This is a genomic window from Fructilactobacillus sp. X7R9C1 (genome assembly GCF_059901005.1).
In genome coordinates this window covers 42472-62890 of sequence record NZ_JBWXVG010000005.1, presented here as the reverse complement: position 1 = coordinate 62890, position 20419 = coordinate 42472, and the positions used below count along the sequence as shown (strand labels likewise).

The window sequence follows — 20419 nt, the reverse complement described above, 5'->3', positions numbered from 1 at the left end:
AACTTATTCCTTCGGTGTCCCCGCAGGGTTTTTAAACGTCTTAAGAAAAATACTTTTCTTGTTGGTCTTCCGTTTTCGACTCCGAAAGTATTTATCAAGCAAGAAACCGATGAACGATGCAACTAACGTCGCCGCAACTAATCCAAGTGTTGATTTAGTTAACACTAAGAAGAAGATCGCAAGGCCAGCAGCAAAAAGTGCAATAAACACTTTTAGCAAATCCTTTAACTGCATCACAATCATATACAAGAAGAGCGCTGTGAGTGCGAAATGCACCACGGTTAGATCAATTGTAAGAGCTGACCCAATTAAACTCCCCACTAAGTTACTAATGGTCCAGAAAAATAACGTAAAATGTTCTACTTGCAACGCATCCTTCGGGGTCCATTTCTTGTCAGTTGAAAACTTTAAATAGTTCACAGCGTAATTTTCGTCATTTAAAGAACAGGCAAAAAAGAACGTAAAGAGCGTGTTCTGCCCGTGAAGATACTTAGAAAGACTCGATCCTAATAATGCGTATCTCAGCTCTAGGAAAAACAGCATCAACACAATCGTTAGAAGTGGTGAATTAATGGTTAACATGGATGCGATCAAAAATTGGGCACCACCGGAAAAAACCAGTAGTGATACCAAAATCGTGTTAAACGTGTTAAATCCCGCGGCGTGTAGCAAAATCCCACACGCCAAACCAATTGGAATGTAACTCAAGTCTAAGGGAAACGAGACCTTGAAATTGGCTTTCCAAGTAGGTTCATTAGGATTCGGTACTAATTTTGTCAATTGAAATCCTCCACTTGATTTCTTGAATAAATAACCTAAAAAAATTAATTAACTTTTTGCGTACATTGTTCATTATAAGAAAAAATGGCAAAATAACAAACCATAATTTTGTTCTAATGGTAATTATCAGAAAAATTCCACAATTTCACGGAACAATCTCGGAAAGAAGCCAACCTTATCAACGCTTTGGCAGGTAACGATTGGTGCTTTTCCACCATCATGATTTAAAAATTCCACCTTCTGATTTTTAAATCCAACCTGATTCGTTCCAACTTCCTGATTTTTAAGCACAGGAGCTGATACCGCGTTATCTTTAGCATGCTTTGAATCAAGTATAATTTGGTCGCTAAATTCATTTGGTTGAGAAACCTTGCCCCACAGGGTAACTGGTTTGCTCATCTTGACTTTAACCGTCCGTTTTTTCCCGTTAATCACCCTTAGATGATTCTCGGTAAATTGATCGTTATCATACTCCATGGGGCGATAATTCTTGATTACGTGTTCCATTAAGTTCTTAGTAACGATAAACCGTTGATTAGGCTTGGCACCCATAACTACCGTGATAATGCGATGACCATGGTGATTATCTAAAGTCCCCGCAAAGTTTTCGCCCGCTTTCTTAGAAGTTCCCGTTTTTAGACCATCAACGTTTAAGGCTGGATCGTAATATCGTTGTCCCTTCAACATTTCGTTAGAGGTCTTGACAACTTCTTGCGGTTTCTTATCAGTATCACCAAAGGTATACTGCGTTTTCTTAGTGGTTTTTAGAACATCAGGATACTGCGAAATAATTTTGGAAGAGATAATTGCCGTGTCTTTTGCTGACATCTCATTTTCAGAATCACCAGTCACCCTTGGTAAATTCATCGGTGCAACCTGTTTGTTAGTCAGACCACAGGCATTATAGAATTTGGCGTCTTTAATTCCCAATTCTTTGGCAGTTACTCGCATGGTTTTGGCAAAATTCTCACTGTTACCAGAGATTTTATCACCAAGCGCCATCGCACTCGCGTTAGCTGAACCAATTAGGGCCGTTGAATATAGCTCCCTTACCGTGTATTTCTTATGGGCCTCTAATTTAACGTTGGTGAACCCTTTTTTGGTACTTAATTTGGCAACTGCAGGTGAAATATCCACCTTAGTGTCCCATTTCAATTGATGATCATGAACTCGTTTTTGAACTATGTATGCGGTGAGTAACTTACTCATCGAGGCTGCCGGTAAGTTTCTAGCAGCGTTTTTTTGATAAATAATCTGTCCTGATTTAGCGTCCACTGCAATGGCAGCTTTACTATCGATTTCGTTCGAGTTAGCCTTTGCCAAGGTCTCTGGAATCATTAAAACGAGCGCTAACGTCATGATTAAAAATGAAACGAGAAATTGATGACCACTATGATTACTTTTCTTGGTTTGCATTTTTCTCTCCTATCACATGTTTATCTTTCCGTAATGGATGAACATCTAACGGAAGGTAAATTTTAAACGCGGTTAATTTTTTCGTTGAAGAAACGTTAATATAACCTCCCTGATTGGTGACAATCTCACGAACAATGGCAAGTCCTAGGCCAGTTCCACCAGTTTTGGTGTTTCGTGACTCCTCAACCCGGTAAAAACGATCAAAGATGTGATCTAGTGACCCTTTAGGGATCTGTTCGCCATCGTTTGAAACGATAATTTCAACTCCTTCACTACTAAATGGCTTAGCAGAAAGATAGATATGACGTCCACCCTTTCCATACTTAAAAGCATTCGAAATCAGATTATTAAATACCCGACCTAACGACTCCGCATTGGCTTTGATCGAAATATCATGCTTGAGTGGCTTCATTTCAATCGTCATCTTGTGCTTAGATGCATCAAGTTTAAATGAGGTCTGAAGTTGCTCTAATAGCGCATTCACATCAATGTTATCAATTTTTTGCGAAGGCTTAGACTTGTCGCCCGCCTTAGCATACTCAAAAAGCCGATCCACTAATTGTTTCATTTGTTGCGCCTTTAAATAAGCAATATGTGAATACTTTAAAATGTCGTCTTCATTTTGATACTGACCGTCTTCAATGAGACCAAGGTATCCCAGAATTGAAGTTAGTGGCGTTCTTAAATCATGACTAACGCTAGTGACCAATTTGTCCTTTGAAGCTTCCACCTCTCGCTCATCATTCATGGATTCAATGACACTATCAACAAGCGCGTTGATACTTTGAATGACTCGCTCGGTATCTCCCTTTAATTCAAAGGGAATTCGATGGTCAAAATGCCCGTTCGCAATGTAATGCAATTCCGAAATAATGTGACGGAGTTGCATTTGATGATAGCGCCGAATCAACCGCCAGTAAATAATAATGACATCGATTACGCCCATAGCAATGATGAAGAGATTCTCCCAGCTAAGTAGTCGAAAATGCATCGGGCCAAAGGTCACCGACTGCTTAATGATGAAGATTCCGTCCCTTAGACCCGGGTTACTCTCGATTGATTCAGTGATAATCACAGTAATCGCCAAGTTTAAAAGGAGTAATAATATTAAAGTAACTACTCCTTCAACAAATAATTCAGTTTTTTCTTTCGTCGTTAATTTCAAACTCAAGATTCCTCTTATTATTTATGCTTCCACTTTGTAGCCGACGCCCCAAACGGTTTGAATCACTTTTTCACCGCCAGTGGCTTCTTCAATCTTGTCACGTAAATGACTGACGTGGACCATGACGGTTTTAGCTGAAATGATACTTTCTTGTTTCCAAACGCGCTCAAAAATCTCATCAGCTGAAAAGACCCGGTTAGGATGGCTGGCAAGAAGGTACAAAATACCAAACTCCAGAGCGGTTAACTGGATTTCTTTGCCGTCTTCCGTCTTAACTTCGTGTGAATCCTTATTGATAGTCAGTGGACCCACGTTTAAAATGTCAGGCTTGTCCTTAGTGACATCGTTTTGACTTCTTCTAAGCAGGGAACGAACCCGTGCCATGATTTCCAATGGGTTAAATGGCTTGGTGACGTAATCATCAGCTCCAGAAACCAATCCCTGAATTTTATCCATATCAGCCGTTTTAGCGGACAACACAATGATCGGAATCTGGGAGTCTTTACGGATTTCTTTAATAACATCAATCCCACTCATTTCCGGCATCATGATGTCTAAAATTACCAAACCAATGTCTGGCTCAGTACGTAAAAGTGATAATGCATCACTACCGTTATAGGCTGAGATTGGTTCGTATCCTTCGTTTTTAATGTAGATTTCTAATAATTGTGCGATTTCTTTATCGTCATCAACAACTAAAATTTTCATTTTAATTACCTCGAATTCACTGTTTTCTTTCAGTTTATCAGATTGAAAACAGAGATTAACCAAAATTGTTTTAATATTATAAACATTTAAACTTTCACATCAAAAAAATCGTAGACCAGTTGATCCACGATTCATTAATTAATTTCGGTTCCCGGTAAATAGTCCATTGGTAATTGGGAAACGATGACGCATGTACAAAATTCCCGCAATTCCAATTACACCAATCACTGCATCAACAATCGGACTGGTAATCGGGTTAATCACTCTCGGAATATACGTTCCACCAAAGAAGACTAGCATCCAAATTGCGAACAATAGAACCATCATCAAAGCTCGAACGATGCCATTATATTTATGTTTTACTCCCGGAGCAAACAAGTTAGTCATAAGTGGCATCCCTGCACCAGCAACAATCGAGGAAACGAAGATGCCAGTGATCCCCATTACACCACCCTTTGATGCTTGCGAGGAATTAATGAAGAACATGGCTGCGTACAAGAAACAGAACAGAACCAAAAACCACAAAAAGTTGTACGTGGCATCAATCACGTAGGTGATGGGCGTCATCTTTTGGGGTTTCTTTGGTGGGTGAACCGTAACCTGCACTTTTTGAGCAACCGTTCCATACAGATTCTTTGCGGTCACCCCACTCTTTTGGGCCTTTTTTAGTTCATTTACCATCGTACTGATCTGAGCAGCTTGCTTTTCTGGTTCCAATTTGGTTTCCGAAAGTTCCTGCTTAAATTTATACATGTATTCAGCATTTCTCTTGGTCAAACCAACGTGATCAAATTGTTCTCGTTCAGCAATCTTAGTGTTTGAGTGATGTTGATGCTGTTTTGCTTTAGCATTTCGTTTTCGATTATCTTCCTCGCTCATAATTTCCTCCTAGACGTTGAACCTAAATTCTGCAATGTCTCCATCATGCATGACGTAATCCTTACCTTCAACCCGCAATTTCCCGGCCTCTTTAACGGCATTTTCACTTCCGTATTTATCTAGGTCTTCAAAGGACATAATCTCAGCTCGAATAAAGCCCCGTTCAAAATCAGAATGGATAATTCCAGCGGCTTGAGGTGCTTTAGTGCCCTTTTTAAAGGTCCAGGCTTTGGTCTCTTTGCCACCTGCAGTAAAGAAGGTTTCCAGTCCAAGTAATTTGTATGAAGCACGAATCAACTTATTTAGACCAGGCTCACTAACCCCCTCAGCCTCAAGAAAGTCAGCTTTATCATCATCACCTAGTTCAGCGATTTCCTGCTCGGTTTCTGCCGCAATTCCAATTGCCTGCGCACCGTGTTTTTGAGCATAGTCTTTAACCATTTTAAAGTACTTGTCACTTTCTGGATCCGCCATCGATTCTTCGCTGATGTTAGCGACATACAAGACGGGTTTAGAAGTCAAAAGAAACAATCCCTTAACGATTTTCTGCTCGTCTTCATCAAAATCAATATCGCGGACAGCTCCGCCATCTTCAAGTACTGGTTTAATCTTGTTTAAAACATCCAGCTCTTCCTTGGCTTCATCTGATCCCTTTGCTGCTCTTTGAACTTTTCCAATTCGTTTATCAACGGCATCTAAATCAGCAATTCCAAGTTCGACGTTGATCGTTTCAATATCGCCAATGGGGTCAACGGTTCCCGTAACTGAGGTGATATTGTCATCATCAAAAGCCCGAACGACGTGGACAATGGCGTCCACTTGACGAATGTTTTCAAGAAACTTGTTTCCAAGCCCTTCACCTTTACTAGCACCCTTTACAATCCCCGCAATATCGGTAAATTCAAAAGTAGTTGGTACCACCTTTTTAGCCGGGATTAACTCCTGAATCCGGTCCAGCCGTTTATCTGGCACTTCTACCATTCCTACGTTTGGATCAATCGTTGCGAAAGGATAGTTAGCCATTTCAGCACCAGCTTTAGTAATGGCATTAAAAAGTGTTGACTTACCAACGTTCGGCAACCCAACGATTCCCGCTGTTAAAGACATCCTGCTTACCTCTTTTAATTAATTTCTTCGTGTTTTTCTAGTATTTTCTTCAAACGTTTCTCAAATTGTCGTCGACTGATCATCACAATGTGACCACATCCCATGCACTGAACCTTAATGTCAGCTCCCATTCGAATGATTTTCCATCGATTGGTGCCACAGGGATGCTGTTTCTTCATTGCAACGATATCATGCATTCCATACATAAAAATATCCTCCCTAGTCGAGATGAATATCCAATAGGTCTAAAATTCGGTTCAAATCTTCGTTTGACATGTAATCAATCTGGATTTGTCCCTTACCAAGCTTAGAATTGGTCTCATTAATCAAAACTTTAGTTCCAAATTTATCTTGAAGCTGGTCCTCGCTCTCCTTAATGTAGGGAGACTTGGACTTTTTCACTGGTCGTTTACTCTTGGTTGAGTGAGCCTTATTAGCCTTAGCAATTAACTTTTCTAACTGTCTAACCGTGAGGGTTTCATCCTTAGCCTTAGCAGCTAAATTCAAAAGTTGTGATTTTTCTTTGACTGATAAAAGGGACCGGGCCTGCCCCATTGAAAGTTGCTTTTTTTGCAGCATATCCTTAACGGATTGTGGCAACCCCAGCAAACGAAGATAATTGGCAATGTAAGGGCGGCTCTTGCCTAAGCGTTCTGAAACTTGTGCTTGCGTTAAATTCAGTTTCGTCATTAAAGTATCGTACGCTTGAGCTTCTTCTAGTGGATTAAGGTCCTCACGCTGTAAGTTTTCCATTACAGCGATTTCCATCATTTGCTCTTCGGTAGCATCACGAATGATTGCCGGAATTTTGGTCTTCCCGGCAGCTTTAGATGCCCGAAATCGACGTTCACCAGCAATAATCTGGTAATTATGATTATCGACATCGTGGCGCACAATAATTGGCTGAAAAACTCCTGATTCTTTAATGGACTGGGTTAAATCGTCAAGAGCCTTCTGATCAAATTTCTTTCTTGGTTGATAAGGATTAGGCGAAATTTCGGTTAGGTCAAGATCAACAACTGCTTCGTCATTACTATTAACGTCATTGTCTTTAAACAATGCTTCAATTCCACGTCCTAATCCCTTACTATTTTTGTTGGTCATGGGCAGCTAACACTTCCTTTGTCAATTCCATGTATACTTTGGCGCCTTTTGATTTGGCATCATAGTCAATGATCGGCAGTCCATGACTGGGAGCTTCCGATAAACGAACGTTTCTGGGGATGACGGTGGTGTACACCTTATCCTTAAAAAACTTTCTAACCTCACCATTGACTTGTGCTCCAAGATTAGTACGGGAATCAAACATAGTCAATAACACTCCCTCAATCTTGAGGTTGGGATTAAAGTGTTTCTGTACCAAACCAATGGTATTAAGTAATTGGCTCAGTCCCTCTAAGGCGTAATACTCAGACTGAACCGGGATCAAAATCGAATCACTGGCAGTAAAAGCGTTAATCGTGATTAATCCTAAAGAAGGTGGGCAATCAATTAAAATGTAATCGTACTTGTCAGAGACACTCTCAAGTGCCGTTTTCAATCGAGTCTCACGCGCCATCATGGGGGTCAACTCAATCTCTGCTCCAGATAATTGAATGGTAGCAGGAACAATATCGAGATTTTGATGAGCTGAATGTAGAATAACATCTTCGATCGGCTCTTCATTAACTAAAACATCATAAATATCTTTATTAATTTTTTGCTTACTAAGTCCAACGCCACTAGTGGCATTTCCCTGAGCATCGGCATCAACCAGCAAGACTTTCTTGCCCTTTGTGGCTAGATCAGCCCCCAGATTAACAGCAGTCGTGGTCTTACCAACGCCACCCTTTTGATTTGCAAGCGATATAACGGTTCCCATGTTGTTCCCTCCTTCTTACTTGATCGGATCCTTATTTGGAGTTCCAGCTTTTCTTGGATACTTCTTTGGTGTCTTGGTGACTTTATCAATGACAATTATATTTCTTACTTCATCGTTTTCCGGTAATTTAAACTCAAAGTCACTTTCGACTTTACCACCTAAAGTTGTAATTGCCTTCTGAGCTCCCTTCAGTTCTTCAGGAGCCCTAGCGGCCTTTAACGCAATTAACTTGCCGCCGATCTTAACCAGTGGGAGGCACAACTCAGACATCACACTCAACCGCGCCAGTGCCCGTGCGGTTGCAAAATCAAATTGTTCGCGATCATTTGACCGCTTTCCACCAAATTCCTCGGCACGAGCATGAACAAGTCGCACGTCAGTCAATCCCAGTTCACTAACTAGTTGTTTCAAAAAAACAATCCGCTTATTAAGTGAGTCCACAATGGTGACCTCCAAGTCGGGGTTAATAATCTTAAGTGGGATTGACGGAAACCCTGCTCCCGCACCAACGTCTACAATTGACCTTGGCTTTTTAAGCTCTGGTATGTAAAAGACGGGGGTAAGTGAATCGTAAAAGTGCTTTAAATACACGTCGTCACGTTCAACGATGGTCGTCAAATTCACCTTTTGATTATAGGACACTAAGAGTTCGTAGTACTTTTTAAACTGTTCTACTTGAAAGTCCGATAGTGAGACATTGTGTTTTAACAATGCCGCTTTAAATTGTTCTGGATTCATTTACTTCTCCTATGTAAAACAAACAATTGGAAACTAATTAAAGTTAAACCAATTTAAATTAGACCCTTTATTCATTATAACGAAAATTTAAAGATTTCGTTACCAAAAAAAGGAAAAAAGTCACCGAGAAATTTACCCCGTTCCGTTTAATCTGGCATCTTTTGAACTTCAGACTTAAACCAGTCATTAAACGCTTGGGCGTCAATGTCAACGGCAACCTTAGCATTGGTTTGACCATGATGATAAGCACCACGAATATCACCAACGGTGGCGCCATTGGCGGGTCCAGTAGTTTGAATATCAATCCACATCTCTTCAGTAGTAAGTAATTCTGGGTGTAACAGGTAGAAAATCGTATTAACATCGTGCATGGCCACGCCTGCATTACTTTGATCCCCATCACTAGTGATAATGGCAGAGAGCATCTCTCCCGCTCGATTCATTTTCTTAATTTCAGCTAAAGTTTCGTTAGTAAGAAGAGCCTTTTTGGTCACATCAAGTCCAATCATCACAATTGAAACACCACTTTGATACATTATTTTGGCCGCATCAGGGTCAGTAAAGACGTTAAACTCAGCGGCACTGGTCATGTTACCACGTCCAAGTGCTCCGCCCATGGCAACAATCCGCACTAACTTGGCTTTTACTTCTGGATATTCAGACAGTAGGAGAGCAACGTTGGTATAAGATCCCGTTGCGACCAACGTGACTGGTTCGTCACTGTCCATAATGTGGTCATGAAGGGCTTTCACCGCGGTCATTTTCAATGGCTCTGGCAGTTCACCCGTAAAATCATAACCGCGCATCCCAGATTCACCATGAATCCGAGCTGCATCTTCAAACGGCTTTATTAAGGGATTTGTGGCCCCACTAGCGACTTTGACCCGCTCACCATCATGAAAAAAATTAATAATTTTAAGGGCATTAATCGTCGTTTTATCAACCGTTACGTTTCCAGCGACGGTGGTCACCAAGTCCACATCCAGTTTTGGCTCATTGAGTGCCACTGACAAAGCTGCTGCATCATCAATTCCTGGGTCCATGTCCATAATAATTTTTTGCATAATATCCCTCCGTTTTAAATCCGTCGTTATTAGTCAAGTTTACCACACGCATAATTGAATTAGCTGCTTCAGCTTAAAAGCAATCAAAAAAGAGACGGCCTAAGCTGTCTCTTTTTTTAAGTATGGAAGTAAACTTATTGATGGTCGTTTTACTCGATCAAGGATTCCTAATCCATCTAGAACCGTTCCGCCAATCACACTTACTTTATTAACATCTTCAATGTGGCGATCAGTTGATTGGTTATCATACAACATTACTGGTAAAATCTTGTAAGTCGATAATCCATCCTGGGTTTGTGAATCACCAACCCGACTTGAGGTAACAATCAACAAGTCATCATCCTCTAAAGAATCCATCAATTCTGATAACATGACATCAACTTTCCTTAGTTCTGAAGAGAATCGATCCAAATCACCTTCCATAGCAGAGGTCTGAAGATCTGGAACTTGAACGTAAATAAAACCGCTCCGAACCTTTTCCAGCTGATGATTTAATTCAACAAAAGCAGAGGTATTATCGGGTACCTGAATCCGTCTGGAAAAGTCCTGAACCTGAAGATATTCCACAAACCGGGAAATGATCACGGAACTCTTTTCCGCTTTATAAACCTCTTCAAAGACGCTTGACACACGTGAATTAACGGCACAATCAAACATTTCTCGCAGTCCGGACGCGGGTCGATTAACAACGGAATTAGTTCGAACTAATCCGTAAGCGCCCTCGGGATTGACTTCATCTGATGAAGAACGCTCCCCATCAAAAAAGATGTTAAAAAGGCCCAACCGCCGAAGCGATGGTAAATCTGACTTTGAGGATTGATTCAAAACGTGTGAAAGGATGTTATCGCTTGAAGCATTAAGTTGTTCTGCTTCATTGTCCGAGCGTAATCCGAGTGATGCTAAATCCACAACAATTACCCTTTTATAACTCACGTTTTCATCTCCCATGCGACTTAATAAAATTTAATTATATTCTATAATGCAATAATAAAATGCCCATGTCAATTGACTTAGCAGTAAAATGATAGTATCACAATTCACAACCGAGGTTTAAAAAATGAAATCAATTAATGAAGACAACATCATATTATTAGGTGACTCGTTAACTCGTGGTTTTGACGGAGAAAAAGATTTAGTGCACAATTGGCCCTATTATTTAGGTCAAATTTTACCATTTAACTTCATCAAAAACGCGGGCCAGAATGCCGGTACCATTACCGGAAATTGTGAGCTGGACTTAACCTATCAGGTTAACCACAACAATTTTGGTGACTACGACATCGCCACGATCTTTTACGGTACCAACGATTTTGCTCACCGCTACGATACTTTAGAAGTCGTTAAAAGGATGTTAAATGAAAACATCCAGCAAATCAAGATCGAAAATCCGTCCATTCAAATTCTGGGAATCCTTCCATTGAACCGCTTCGATGGTGGCACCGATAACTACAACATTGAGGGACTCGCCCACTACACGTTTGGGCAGCTCCTTTGCGGCTTAACCACCGTCTACCGCCAAAATAACATTCCATACCTAAACTGGCGTAAGGTGGCACCGACCATTGTCGACGACGATAATTATAGAACAAGACTGCATGACCATCGTCTTCACCCTAATTCCGCTACTTACAAAATGATGGCTGAAATCATTGCAAAGTTTATTAAAGCAAACGTCAACTAAAGGGAGCCGTAATCGGCTTCCTTTTTTATTTAACCTCATCCAGACCCTTAAGTTTGAGCTGATTATTAACATCTTGTTTAACATCAGCCCGATAGTTAGTCGTTTTTGACGCTTTTTGGCCCTGATCGTTAGTTGAATCAGTTTGAACCGCAAAGTCAACGGTGGCTTTCCCCTCACCAGTACTTATAACCCTTTTAACGTTTACCTTAATTTGAAGATCTTTAACATCTGGTTCATGATCCTTTTTCGCAATCGTAATCATCTGATTATAGGCTGGGTTACTTTTTCCTCCAACAAAGTTTTGGTCGTACTGAACTTGATCAGCTGACTTTTCGTCAAAAACGTCATGGTTCAGTGGCTCCCACACGGCTTTAAGCAGACCAGTTGCTGCCTTTTTATCAACGAGCTTTTTAAACGGGAGTTTGATCTCAGAGTGATTATTCTTCATCCCGAGGTACTGAACATCACTTTTCATTGGTTTGCCGTCAACACTCAGAGTGGCCCAGATTGATGAATCATCACCAATGGGTAAATTATTGACCTTCGCCTTGCCGTTTTCACCAATTTGAGCAACCGGATGATTGTCAACGTAGACGATGGCGTTTGGGACACTTTGAAGCCCAAACGAAACCACGTTAAACGTCAGGTGCGCCGTATCAGATGACTTCATCAGACTAAACTGACCGGAAGTCTTAAGCTGTTTACCACCAGCCGTGGCAGTCGCCTCAATCTGATGAACTCCCGGGATGAGTGACTTCACGTTCAGCTCCCCATTACCATCCGTTTTACCTGCTTTGTTTCCATCAATTGTCACGTTGGCTTCTGAAAGATTGGTCTTAATTTTAGGATCAATTGGTTTAACAACCAGTTGATAACGTGGAAATACCAGGAAATTCTTCCCCGTTTGTTTATAAACCAAGTTGTTTTCAGCCACTTTCTCACTGTTAATCTGCATCTCGAGCCGATTAACTGCTTCGGAATTTTGATCGAAATCGTTAACAAGGGGTTGAAGGGTCTCTTCACTTGGAGCACCCGTTTGCCCGTCAATTTTGATTCCAGCAATCACCTGCTTTTGTTCATGATTACGCAGGGCATTCACTAAGCGGTCACCACTGGCTTTTTTTGAATAATACTTTGTCCCGGAAACTCCGACCACAATCACGATGATAATTTCCAACACGAGTAAAAAGGCCAAGAATTTATGTGATTTACGTTTTTCTGCCAATCTAATTTCCATCCTTTTATAATATTGAGGAAATCATAACATACACCAAACAAAAAGAAACGTAGCACAGAATGCTCGTTTCTTTTCTAAATTACTATTAATCGTTATCGGTACTATCCGATACTTTCTTAACTGACTGGTTACTCTTGATGATAAACGGAAGATCATCAGAATCATCACTTCCAGGATTTTTGACCAAGATGGCATTGTATTCAAACGTCTGATGACGAACCGAACTATTGTCATCGTCGTCATTGTTATCGAAAGTATAATCAACCTGATAAGTGACTTGCGTCTCCCCACTATCATAAGGTGCTACCGATTCGGTCCTTTCACTAGTTTCAAATGACTCAATTTTATCGTTGTCATTATAACTTTTGACCATCTTAAGCATATCCTGACAAGCGGGACTACCATTTCCACCGTCAAAGAAATGGGAAATATCAACGTCGTTACCGGCACCACTCACCTGAGTCCAGAGCGGATTCAAGACCTGATCAGCCTGATCCTTTGTGGCAATCCCATCAAACTTCGGTTCAATTGTGTTGTTGTTATCACTATCTTTTAAATTATATGGTTTACTTTGAATTAATTTACCGGACTTACCCTTCATCTGAACCTGAACGTTCATGTTTGTACTAAATGGATAGTTAGAGAGTTTAAAGCTCCCATTGTCACCGATCGTTCCAACTTTCTTATTTTGAATTAACACGTCTGATCCTGGTTGACCTTTTACGGTAAAGGTAATAATTCGCAGTGGTAAGGACGCTGAACTGGCACCATCAATCCAGTCGAACTGACCATTATTGTGCAATTCACGGCCATTGACTTTTCCGGCAGTGGTGATGTTATAAAGACCCGGTGCAAGTGGTCCAATCTTCTTAGCCTTTTGACTGCCCATGTTGCTGGTAATCTGCTTGCCGTTCACACTCAAAGAGACCCCATTCAGGTTAGTGGAAATATTAGAATAAACGGGTTTGACCATCAGTTTATACTTAGGAAAAACTAACCAGGTGTTACCTTCCTGCTTAAACTGCAGGTTGTCGGTCACCGGATTATCGTTATCGCGCATGAACTGACTTCTAAGCTTTGATAACTGGTCCTTGTTACTAGCATAATAATTAATGGTTGGCTTCATCGCTTTCCCGCTAATCTTAAAGTTCGGGTCGTTTGTTTCCGACACATTGGCTAAATTCTTTTCCTGATCATTTTTAATTGCTGAGATGACCCGGTCGACTTGATTAGCTTTTGAATAGTAATTCTTTCCAAAGAAGTAACCACCGATAAGTACCATAACCAAGACCACCACAATCACCCAAATCACTTTAGTAAGTGGTCTCATCTTCTTTGGCTTTCGCGGAAGATTAACGTTACTTGTCTGACGCAGGGGCTCATTCCCTGATGTCTTGTGACTTGGTCCTGCTTGACTTTTTGGTGATCCATTAGGAGTTAGTTTATACCCACAATTGGGGCAGAACTCATCATTTGCATTAATTCGATGTCCACAATTGGGACAAAAAGACGCTTCTTCACTCATTTTGACCCCTCCTAGTATCCTTGCCCAAAGTTAGCAGCAAAGTTGTTAATGATCTCTTGAGTCAGCGTTTGAAGTTGAGAGCCCAAGCTGTTACCCAAAATAGCTACTAGGACAGCGGAAATGATTGCCACGATAACCGTTACAATCAATAAAACATAGAAACTATCAATCGACCCAAAATTCTTAGAAAAGAGCATTTCATAAATTAACGCCCAACCCGAAATGGTGATGGCCAAGTCGACCACGTAGAGACCAATTAAAAATAAAATCCCAGCGGGCATGACGGCTGATAGAAGCAAACCCACTAACAGTAAAATAATTCCAACGTTTAAAAATTTACCGTACTCATTCGTATAATCACTAAGGCTCATATTGTTGTTCATAATGAAGTGAACTCCGACATAGCCTAAAATCCAAGCTAACAGACCGATTACGGCAATAATCAGTCCTAGTCCCATAACACTCGTGTTAATGACGCCCTCCATCTTATGAATAAGTGAGTATGGAACTGATTCAGAGGCCAGCCCACTCTTCATTCTCAATGCTAAAATAAACGAAACTAGCCAGGTCAAAACGGCGAAGATTCCAAGCGAGATATATCCCAGATACTTCTCACTAGCAGCCTCATATTTGACTGGATGTTTAATTGATTCAATGAAATAATTAAACATGCTGGTTAATCCGTTAGAAACGTCAGCCTGTGAATTACGGGGATGTTGCTGCTTTTTTGCTTCATTATGTACCTTGTTACTGCTTGTTTGACTGTTGCCAGTCAACTTAGTTCCACACTTGACACAAAACTTTGCGCCCGGCTTGTTATTAAAATGACAATTAGGACATTCATTCATACTAGTTCCTCCAATTAAATAAATATTAAGATTTTCTTACGTTTACATTATCACATACTGATTAGCTCAATCAAAGGGCTAAGGCACATAAATAAAAAAATCAATTAATTGCGGCACGGGATATCGGTCACTCAACAATTCCCGTTCACCAATTCCCTCAGTGTTCGTGAATTTTGATGAACTATAATCCCATTATTTGATTATTCAACTTATTTAATTATAATTATTATAAGATAATAAAGGAGGCGTGCTTATGATTCATTGTACTGGAAACGATGTTTTTATAAATGATCAAAAACTATACAATACCGTGCAAATGGAGATGCAGGATTCTCATAACTTTTACGAATTTGCTGTCCACATTGCTTATGCCCTAGAGGGTAAAATGGCTGTTAATGACATTGCCAAAATCGTGGAGGCCGCTAGTAACAACCACTTAAAGGTCACCGAAACCATTAACGTTTGTCCTAAAGCTCTTCAAGAAGCACTCAAAAAATCACAGTACCTATAAGAAATTCCTTAGCTTGGATGGGCTAAGGAATTTTTTTGGTTTCAGGTGATGTTATCTAAAACTCATTTGAAGTAATATGATTAGTATCACTGATTAAACTTCAAACTACTATTAATGGAGAAAAAATGAAAAACAAACGCAACGTTCTACGAAACATTAACGATCTCATCTGTGGCATTGCCCTGGTAATTGCCATCATGTTCGCCCACTTCAATATTTTACTAATCACGGTCTTAATCGTTTTTATTGATGAACTCTTATGGGGCATGTTCGGCAAAAACAAGAAGACTACGTGGTATTTAATTGCCGCGATTATTGGTTTAATTGGTGCCATCGGTTACAACTTCATCTAAAATAAAAAAATACTAGGACAATGTCCTAGTATTTTTGAATTAATTTAAATTAGCATTTTTTCATTTCAGTTTGGCTAACCCATTGATGGTTAACGTATTCTTTGCCACCATTAGTTGGTTTGAATGTTACAGCATAGGCAGGACCGTCACAAACTTTAACAATCTTCCCCTGAGCACCTTTCATGCCGGGCATGTGGTCAGCTTCAACGGTGACTTTTTCGCCCTTTTTCAAGGTAGCACCCTGTTTATCAGCCTTAAGTTGGTCCTTTGCAACGAACTCATGATTTTTAACTTCAGCCTTACCATCGGTTGGTTTGTAATCGATGACATAAAGTGGTGAATCATATGCTCCGGTAACCTTAGCCTTAGCACCTTTCATCCCTTTCATGTGGTTAGCTGATAGTTTAACTTCAGAACCAACCTTAAACTTAGGATTTTTAGCGGCAGCTAAGTCAGTGGGAAGATTCATCTTATGCTTCATTGGCATATTCATGTCCATTGACTTATCGCCCTTGGTTTCCTTCATGTCTTTTTTACTCATTGTTTTTTCGCTACTGCTACTCGACATATTTGATGACGAACTGGACTTAGAACTACTCTTGCTTTCTCCACAACCAGTAAGTACCAATCCCACACTAGCTACGGCAGCTAACGTAAATAATGTTTTCTTCATTTTCATCTTTGAAGAGCTCCCTTGATATTTTTATGATGTTTCAACTGCTAAGATAGCACCGTCGACACCAAAAAGTTACTAAAATGACTTACCGTAAGCATATTTTAAGATTCTTATAGATTCCTTCAAAATTAAGTAATATGTTTGCACATTTAACCCTAAAAGTTCATGCTAAATATATATAATCTTATGTTTGTGAGGTGAAAATTAATGGGTACAGAAAGTTTAATCATTTCAATTGTTGCATTAGTTGTGATTTTGATCATTCTAATCGCTCTAGCATGGTTGTTCTACAAGTTCCTCGGTGGTAGAGACAAGGCAGCCTGGAAATCATCAATGCAAATGGCATTCACAATTGCCTTTGGAATCATCGTTGCATTCATCGTAATGGGATTGTTCAAGATGATCGTCGCAGCCATTGCAGCCATGATCGGTATGCAAGGCGGAATGATGTAATTTACTAAAATAATGCCACTTGGCATTATTTTTTTATTATCACGGTCAATTCAAGAGGAACAACAATAATGAGAGTAAGTATTTTGCAACACACTTCTGATGAAGGACCTGGAGCAATCTCCGACTGGATTCATCACAACCATCACCAGATGTTCGTTTATCATCCTTCCCAGTTTAAGGTGCTACCAGACGCTGGTACAACCGACATGTTAGTAATCTTAGGCGGCCCAATGAGCGTCAACGACGACACAAACTGGATCAAATCCGAACGTGAACTAATCAAACGGATGATTAGCCAAAGAAAACCAATCTTTGGCGCCTGCTTTGGTGCCCAACAAATGGCCAAAGTTCTAGGAGCTTCCGTCTTTGACTCGCACACTAAGGAGGTTGGGTTTGCTCCTGTCTACTTAAAATCAAAACTCATCTCCGGATTATCCAACCAACTAGAAGTGCTCCACTGGCATGAGGAAACGTTTCAGATTCCAGATGGTGCCTCGTTATTGTACTCAAGTGATCAACTCGTTAATCAGGGATTTGTAAAGGATAACCTCGTTGGCCTCCAGTTTCACCTCGAACCCAAACACGACAATGTCACCGAGATGGCAATTAACGATTACTCCTACCTCAAGGGTTCTGTTTTAAATCAATCTAAGGACACCATCATTAACCACCCAATTTCAAAACAGAACCATCGCGATTTATTCAAGATTTTGGATTACATCGCAAACAAATAGCACCCACCTAGAAAAAGTGGATGCTTTTTTGATTTTATTTAAAAGCAAAGTACTTAGAAACAAAGTAATTAATCACAATGGCCATAATTTGTGTTCCAACCACACAGATAAAACTGTTAAACAACGTGGGACTCCCAATCAACCCGTGAACAACGGGAAGTTGGAACAACCAAGCCGAATAGTTTAAGTGATCTAAAAATAAAATCTTAATGAAAAATTGCGGAAACTTATCGATCATTACGTAAGTCATCAAAAAGTCGAGGACTAAAACAAACAATCGTCCCGAAACAAAGTTAACGATCTGAGCCTGAAGTGTCTTGGACTGCGTTCCACTGTTAAAAACAAAGTATTTGTTCACCACAAAAGCAAACGCAATCGACAGAACTTGGGCAATTAAGACCGGGGTAAAATCACTGGTAAAAATCTTCATCGAAACGAATCGACTGACAAAGTAAACCAGGGTGGTCATGGCTCCCCAAAACAAGTATTCAATTTTTTCATCAAAAACTAATCTTTTTACGATATCTAAGTAGTTAGTAGTATTAGCGTCGTTTGTATCATTCATGATATGCATCAAACCCCTTCTTAGTCATTTTATCACAATCAATTAAGTTATAAATTTGTGATTTCCTTAAAACTTAATCTTTTCGGTCGTGTTAAAATAAAACCAATCATTAACGAAGGGAATGGACGTCATGGATTTAAGCACGTTTATCTGGCTCGTCATAATGATGGTGGTCGTTTTCGTAGTGGTAACCATCATTACCATCTTAGTGAGTCTTCATCGCGCCAAAAAACGACAGGAAAAAGAGAACCGACATTCTGATTCCAAGTAGCTTAGTTACGTGAAAACGTTAAAGTTACGATTATCAGCCATAAAACTGTATAATAAGTGAAGAAAGAGAAGCGTGATTTTTAATCGGGATGGTGCCATGAATCACATTGTTTTAGTGACTGAAAAATTATCATTAGCACTTAGTTTCAACCAAACCTTTAATGACAATGGGTACTTTGTCGACGATTTATACGATGTTTCAAGCTTACTATCATCCATTCAAAAGTACGAAGAACAGGCCATTATTTGGGACCTAAGTACCGTGGCAGCTCAAAAGTTGAGCGAGCTTATCCCTAAAATCCGCCAAAAGGCCTCACTTCCAATTCTCGCTCTGGGAGAAAAAAAGGACGAGGGCATCGTTGATCAATTATTTAAAGTTGGCATCGACGACTACATCATCCAACCATACAACGCTGACGAAGTCATGCTCCGGATGAAGCATCGTGCGCACTTCTACCAAGACGAAAATAATAGTCTAAAGCAGGAAAAAAATAAGAAGGTCAAACCACGATTTCACTTTTCTGACATCGACGTTGATTTAGATCAGAAGGTTGCTACCAAAAATGGTACTTCGCTCCGACTAACGCCTAAAGAATTCAAGCTTTTAGAGTACTTTCTGACTCACCCTAAACGGATCCTGAGTCGTGAACAAATCCTAAACGGCGTTTGGAACGATCTTTACATTGACCAATCTTCCCGCATGCTTGAAATGCACATCAGCCATTTAAGGGACAAGATTGAACCTAATCCCAAAGACCCCGTCTTAATCAAAACGATCCGTGGCTTTGGTTATGAATTTGAAGCGAAATTAAATAAACCATAATAAATGACATCCAAACCATTAACGGGCTTGGATGTCATTTTATTTGTTTTTCATTTCATTATTTTGAATTTTGACCACCTGCTGATAGGCATTATCCATCCACTCCAAGTAGTTTTTATCTTCAGGAATCGTTTCGGTCAATTTTACAACCGGCACATCATGATCCTTAGCTAATTTGACGAGGTTCTTGACCATTTTACTGTCAGCCTGCGTGTTATCAACAAAGAAAGCAATCCGATGGTGAGTGATATCATCCCTGATGTTTTGAATACTCTTAGGTGACGGGTCAATCTCCTTCTCGGTCGCATTGGCAAAATCAGGGTCATTTACCTTGTATCCCATGTAACTAAGGGCATCATCGAAAACCGGTTCACTGACGTCGACCTTGCGATTTAACTGGTAATCGTTCAGATTATCTCGTGCCTTTTCCGCCTGCTGCTTAACTGGTTCATATTCTTTTAAATACCGCTTGGCATTATCATGAAAATAACGTTTGTGATTCGGTTGTTTTTTGCTGTAGACGTCTGCGAGTTGGTAGACGAGCTTATTAACAGTGTCAGGATCATACCAAATGTGCTCGTTATCCCCATTTTTTCGGTTCATCACCTTTGAAACGTTGACAACCGACGTCTGATCACTTCCATTCTTTACCAGCTTTTTCATCCAATCGTCGTATCCAATGCCATTTTCAACAACCACGTCTGCTCTTGCAACTTGATTCGCATCACTCGTTGAAGGATCAAAATCGTGTGGGTCACCGCTTCCCTTAATAATCGGCTGAACGCTCCCCTGATTTCCCAAAACATTTTTCGCAATTTGACCATAAAAATTAGTTGAGGTAACCACTCTCAGCTTATGGTTGGCCCGTTCATCTCCTGATTTTTTGCCACAACCAACTAGCACGATGACACAAAATAAGATTAAAATTGCTGTTATACTTAACTTAAACTTTTTTATCATTGTTTTTCTCCTTTGAAACATCATCCGAAGTTAAGTTGACCATCATTAAACAAATAATACTCACT

General features: G+C 40.1%; 25 protein-coding genes. 7 read left to right on the top strand and 18 right to left on the bottom strand.

Translation table 11 applies throughout. The features are described 5' to 3' along the window. Positions 1-3: 3 nt before the first annotated feature. The 12 genes from AC6UD0_RS04760 to AC6UD0_RS04705 all read right to left on the bottom strand — a co-directional run bounded on the left by AC6UD0_RS04760 (position 4) and on the right by AC6UD0_RS04705 (position 10651). Positions 4-780 carry an AzlC family ABC transporter permease gene (locus AC6UD0_RS04760; RefSeq protein ID WP_500696938.1) on the bottom strand — a complete coding sequence of 259 codons (777 nt, stop codon included), beginning with the start codon at positions 778-780 and terminating at the stop codon, positions 4-6. A gap of 126 nt (positions 781-906) precedes the next feature. After that, positions 907-2196: a D-alanyl-D-alanine carboxypeptidase family protein gene (locus AC6UD0_RS04755; protein ID WP_500707451.1), complete on the bottom strand. Its 1290-nt coding sequence runs from the start codon at positions 2194-2196 to the stop codon at positions 907-909. Continuing rightward, the gene (locus AC6UD0_RS04750; protein ID WP_500708324.1) at positions 2177-3361 is read right to left on the bottom strand and encodes a sensor histidine kinase; all 1185 of its coding nucleotides are present in this window, start codon (positions 3359-3361) and stop codon (positions 2177-2179) included. The genes AC6UD0_RS04755 and AC6UD0_RS04750 overlap by 20 nt, the downstream gene beginning before the upstream one ends. Positions 3362-3382: 21 nt before the next feature. Then, positions 3383-4069, bottom strand: coding sequence for a response regulator transcription factor CroR (gene croR / locus AC6UD0_RS04745; protein ID WP_500694021.1), 687 nt, complete (start codon positions 4067-4069; stop codon positions 3383-3385). 138 nt (positions 4070-4207) lie between these two features. Beyond that, positions 4208-4948, bottom strand: a complete 741-nt coding sequence (locus AC6UD0_RS04740; protein ID WP_500708292.1) for a DUF1129 family protein — start codon at positions 4946-4948, stop codon at positions 4208-4210. 9 nt (positions 4949-4957) lie between these two features. Then, complete coding sequence (gene ychF, locus AC6UD0_RS04735; protein WP_500695788.1) at positions 4958-6055, bottom strand: redox-regulated ATPase YchF; 1098 nt, start codon at positions 6053-6055, stop codon at positions 4958-4960. Positions 6056-6069: 14 nt separating this feature from the next. Next, positions 6070-6261, bottom strand: coding sequence for a DUF951 domain-containing protein (locus AC6UD0_RS04730; protein ID WP_500708291.1), 192 nt, complete (start codon positions 6259-6261; stop codon positions 6070-6072). A gap of 13 nt (positions 6262-6274) precedes the next feature. Beyond that, positions 6275-7159 carry a ParB/RepB/Spo0J family partition protein gene (locus AC6UD0_RS04725; RefSeq protein ID WP_500708290.1) on the bottom strand — a complete coding sequence of 295 codons (885 nt, stop codon included), beginning with the start codon at positions 7157-7159 and terminating at the stop codon, positions 6275-6277. Further along, positions 7143-7916, bottom strand: coding sequence for a ParA family protein (locus AC6UD0_RS04720; RefSeq protein WP_500694026.1), 774 nt, complete (start codon positions 7914-7916; stop codon positions 7143-7145). Before AC6UD0_RS04720 ends, AC6UD0_RS04725 begins: the two co-directional genes overlap by 17 nt. A 15-nt stretch (positions 7917-7931) precedes the next feature. After that, positions 7932-8654, bottom strand: coding sequence for a 16S rRNA (guanine(527)-N(7))-methyltransferase RsmG (rsmG, locus tag AC6UD0_RS04715; RefSeq protein ID WP_500694027.1), 723 nt, complete (start codon positions 8652-8654; stop codon positions 7932-7934). 146 nt (positions 8655-8800) lie between these two features. Next, positions 8801-9718, bottom strand: coding sequence for a ribonucleoside hydrolase RihC (gene rihC, locus AC6UD0_RS04710; protein ID WP_500708289.1), 918 nt, complete (start codon positions 9716-9718; stop codon positions 8801-8803). A 99-nt stretch (positions 9719-9817) separates the two neighbouring features. Beyond that, positions 9818-10651 (bottom strand): alkaline phosphatase family protein, encoded by an 834-nt coding sequence (locus tag AC6UD0_RS04705; RefSeq protein ID WP_500708288.1) that lies wholly within the window; start codon positions 10649-10651, stop codon positions 9818-9820. A 124-nt stretch (positions 10652-10775) separates the two neighbouring features. On the opposite strand from AC6UD0_RS04705, the gene AC6UD0_RS04700 reads away from it, so the two are divergent. Further along, the gene (locus tag AC6UD0_RS04700; protein ID WP_500708286.1) at positions 10776-11399 is read left to right on the top strand and encodes an SGNH/GDSL hydrolase family protein; all 624 of its coding nucleotides are present in this window, start codon (positions 10776-10778) and stop codon (positions 11397-11399) included. Positions 11400-11424: 25 nt separating this feature from the next. On the opposite strand, the gene AC6UD0_RS04695 is transcribed toward AC6UD0_RS04700, so the two are convergent. The 3 genes from AC6UD0_RS04695 to AC6UD0_RS04685 all read right to left on the bottom strand — a co-directional run bounded on the left by AC6UD0_RS04695 (position 11425) and on the right by AC6UD0_RS04685 (position 15009). Then, a complete protein-coding gene (locus AC6UD0_RS04695) occupies positions 11425-12624 on the bottom strand; it encodes a zinc ribbon domain-containing protein (RefSeq protein WP_500708285.1) in 1200 nt (399 codons plus the stop codon). 97 nt (positions 12625-12721) lie between these two features. Further along, a complete protein-coding gene (locus AC6UD0_RS04690; protein ID WP_500708284.1) occupies positions 12722-14161 on the bottom strand; it encodes a zinc ribbon domain-containing protein in 1440 nt (479 codons plus the stop codon). A gap of 11 nt (positions 14162-14172) precedes the next feature. Further along, positions 14173-15009, bottom strand: a complete 837-nt coding sequence (locus tag AC6UD0_RS04685) for a DUF6574 domain-containing protein (RefSeq protein ID WP_500708283.1) — start codon at positions 15007-15009, stop codon at positions 14173-14175. Positions 15010-15262: 253 nt separating this feature from the next. Here AC6UD0_RS04685 and AC6UD0_RS04680 point away from each other — a divergent pair, with 253 nt between their 5' ends. Continuing rightward, positions 15263-15520, top strand: a complete 258-nt coding sequence (locus AC6UD0_RS04680; RefSeq protein WP_500694034.1) for a hypothetical protein — start codon at positions 15263-15265, stop codon at positions 15518-15520. 125 nt (positions 15521-15645) lie between these two features. Beyond that, positions 15646-15873 (top strand): hypothetical protein, encoded by a 228-nt coding sequence (locus tag AC6UD0_RS04675; protein WP_500694035.1) that lies wholly within the window; start codon positions 15646-15648, stop codon positions 15871-15873. Positions 15874-15922: 49 nt separating this feature from the next. Here AC6UD0_RS04675 and AC6UD0_RS04670 read toward each other — a convergent pair whose 3' ends face one another. Next, on the bottom strand, positions 15923-16552 hold the full coding sequence (locus tag AC6UD0_RS04670) for a YdhK family protein (protein WP_500708282.1): 630 nt from the start codon (positions 16550-16552) through the stop codon (positions 15923-15925). A gap of 204 nt (positions 16553-16756) precedes the next feature. Here AC6UD0_RS04670 and AC6UD0_RS04665 point away from each other — a divergent pair, with 204 nt between their 5' ends. Beyond that, positions 16757-17002, top strand: coding sequence for a hypothetical protein (locus AC6UD0_RS04665; protein ID WP_500694037.1), 246 nt, complete (start codon positions 16757-16759; stop codon positions 17000-17002). 68 nt (positions 17003-17070) lie between these two features. Next, positions 17071-17736 carry a type 1 glutamine amidotransferase gene (locus AC6UD0_RS04660; RefSeq protein ID WP_500708281.1) on the top strand — a complete coding sequence of 222 codons (666 nt, stop codon included), beginning with the start codon at positions 17071-17073 and terminating at the stop codon, positions 17734-17736. Positions 17737-17770: 34 nt separating this feature from the next. On the opposite strand, the gene AC6UD0_RS04655 is transcribed toward AC6UD0_RS04660, so the two are convergent. Then, on the bottom strand, positions 17771-18310 hold the full coding sequence (locus AC6UD0_RS04655; RefSeq protein WP_500694039.1) for a GtrA family protein: 540 nt from the start codon (positions 18308-18310) through the stop codon (positions 17771-17773). A gap of 121 nt (positions 18311-18431) precedes the next feature. On the opposite strand from AC6UD0_RS04655, the gene AC6UD0_RS04650 reads away from it, so the two are divergent. Further along, a complete protein-coding gene (locus AC6UD0_RS04650; RefSeq protein ID WP_500708278.1) occupies positions 18432-18572 on the top strand; it encodes a hypothetical protein in 141 nt (46 codons plus the stop codon). 72 nt (positions 18573-18644) lie between these two features. Continuing rightward, the gene (locus tag AC6UD0_RS04645; RefSeq protein WP_500708275.1) at positions 18645-19394 is read left to right on the top strand and encodes a winged helix-turn-helix domain-containing protein; all 750 of its coding nucleotides are present in this window, start codon (positions 18645-18647) and stop codon (positions 19392-19394) included. Between the two features lie 39 nt (positions 19395-19433). Here AC6UD0_RS04645 and AC6UD0_RS04640 read toward each other — a convergent pair whose 3' ends face one another. Beyond that, the gene (locus AC6UD0_RS04640; RefSeq protein ID WP_500708272.1) at positions 19434-20354 is read right to left on the bottom strand and encodes a metal ABC transporter solute-binding protein, Zn/Mn family; all 921 of its coding nucleotides are present in this window, start codon (positions 20352-20354) and stop codon (positions 19434-19436) included. Between the last annotated feature and the right edge of the window lie 65 nt (positions 20355-20419).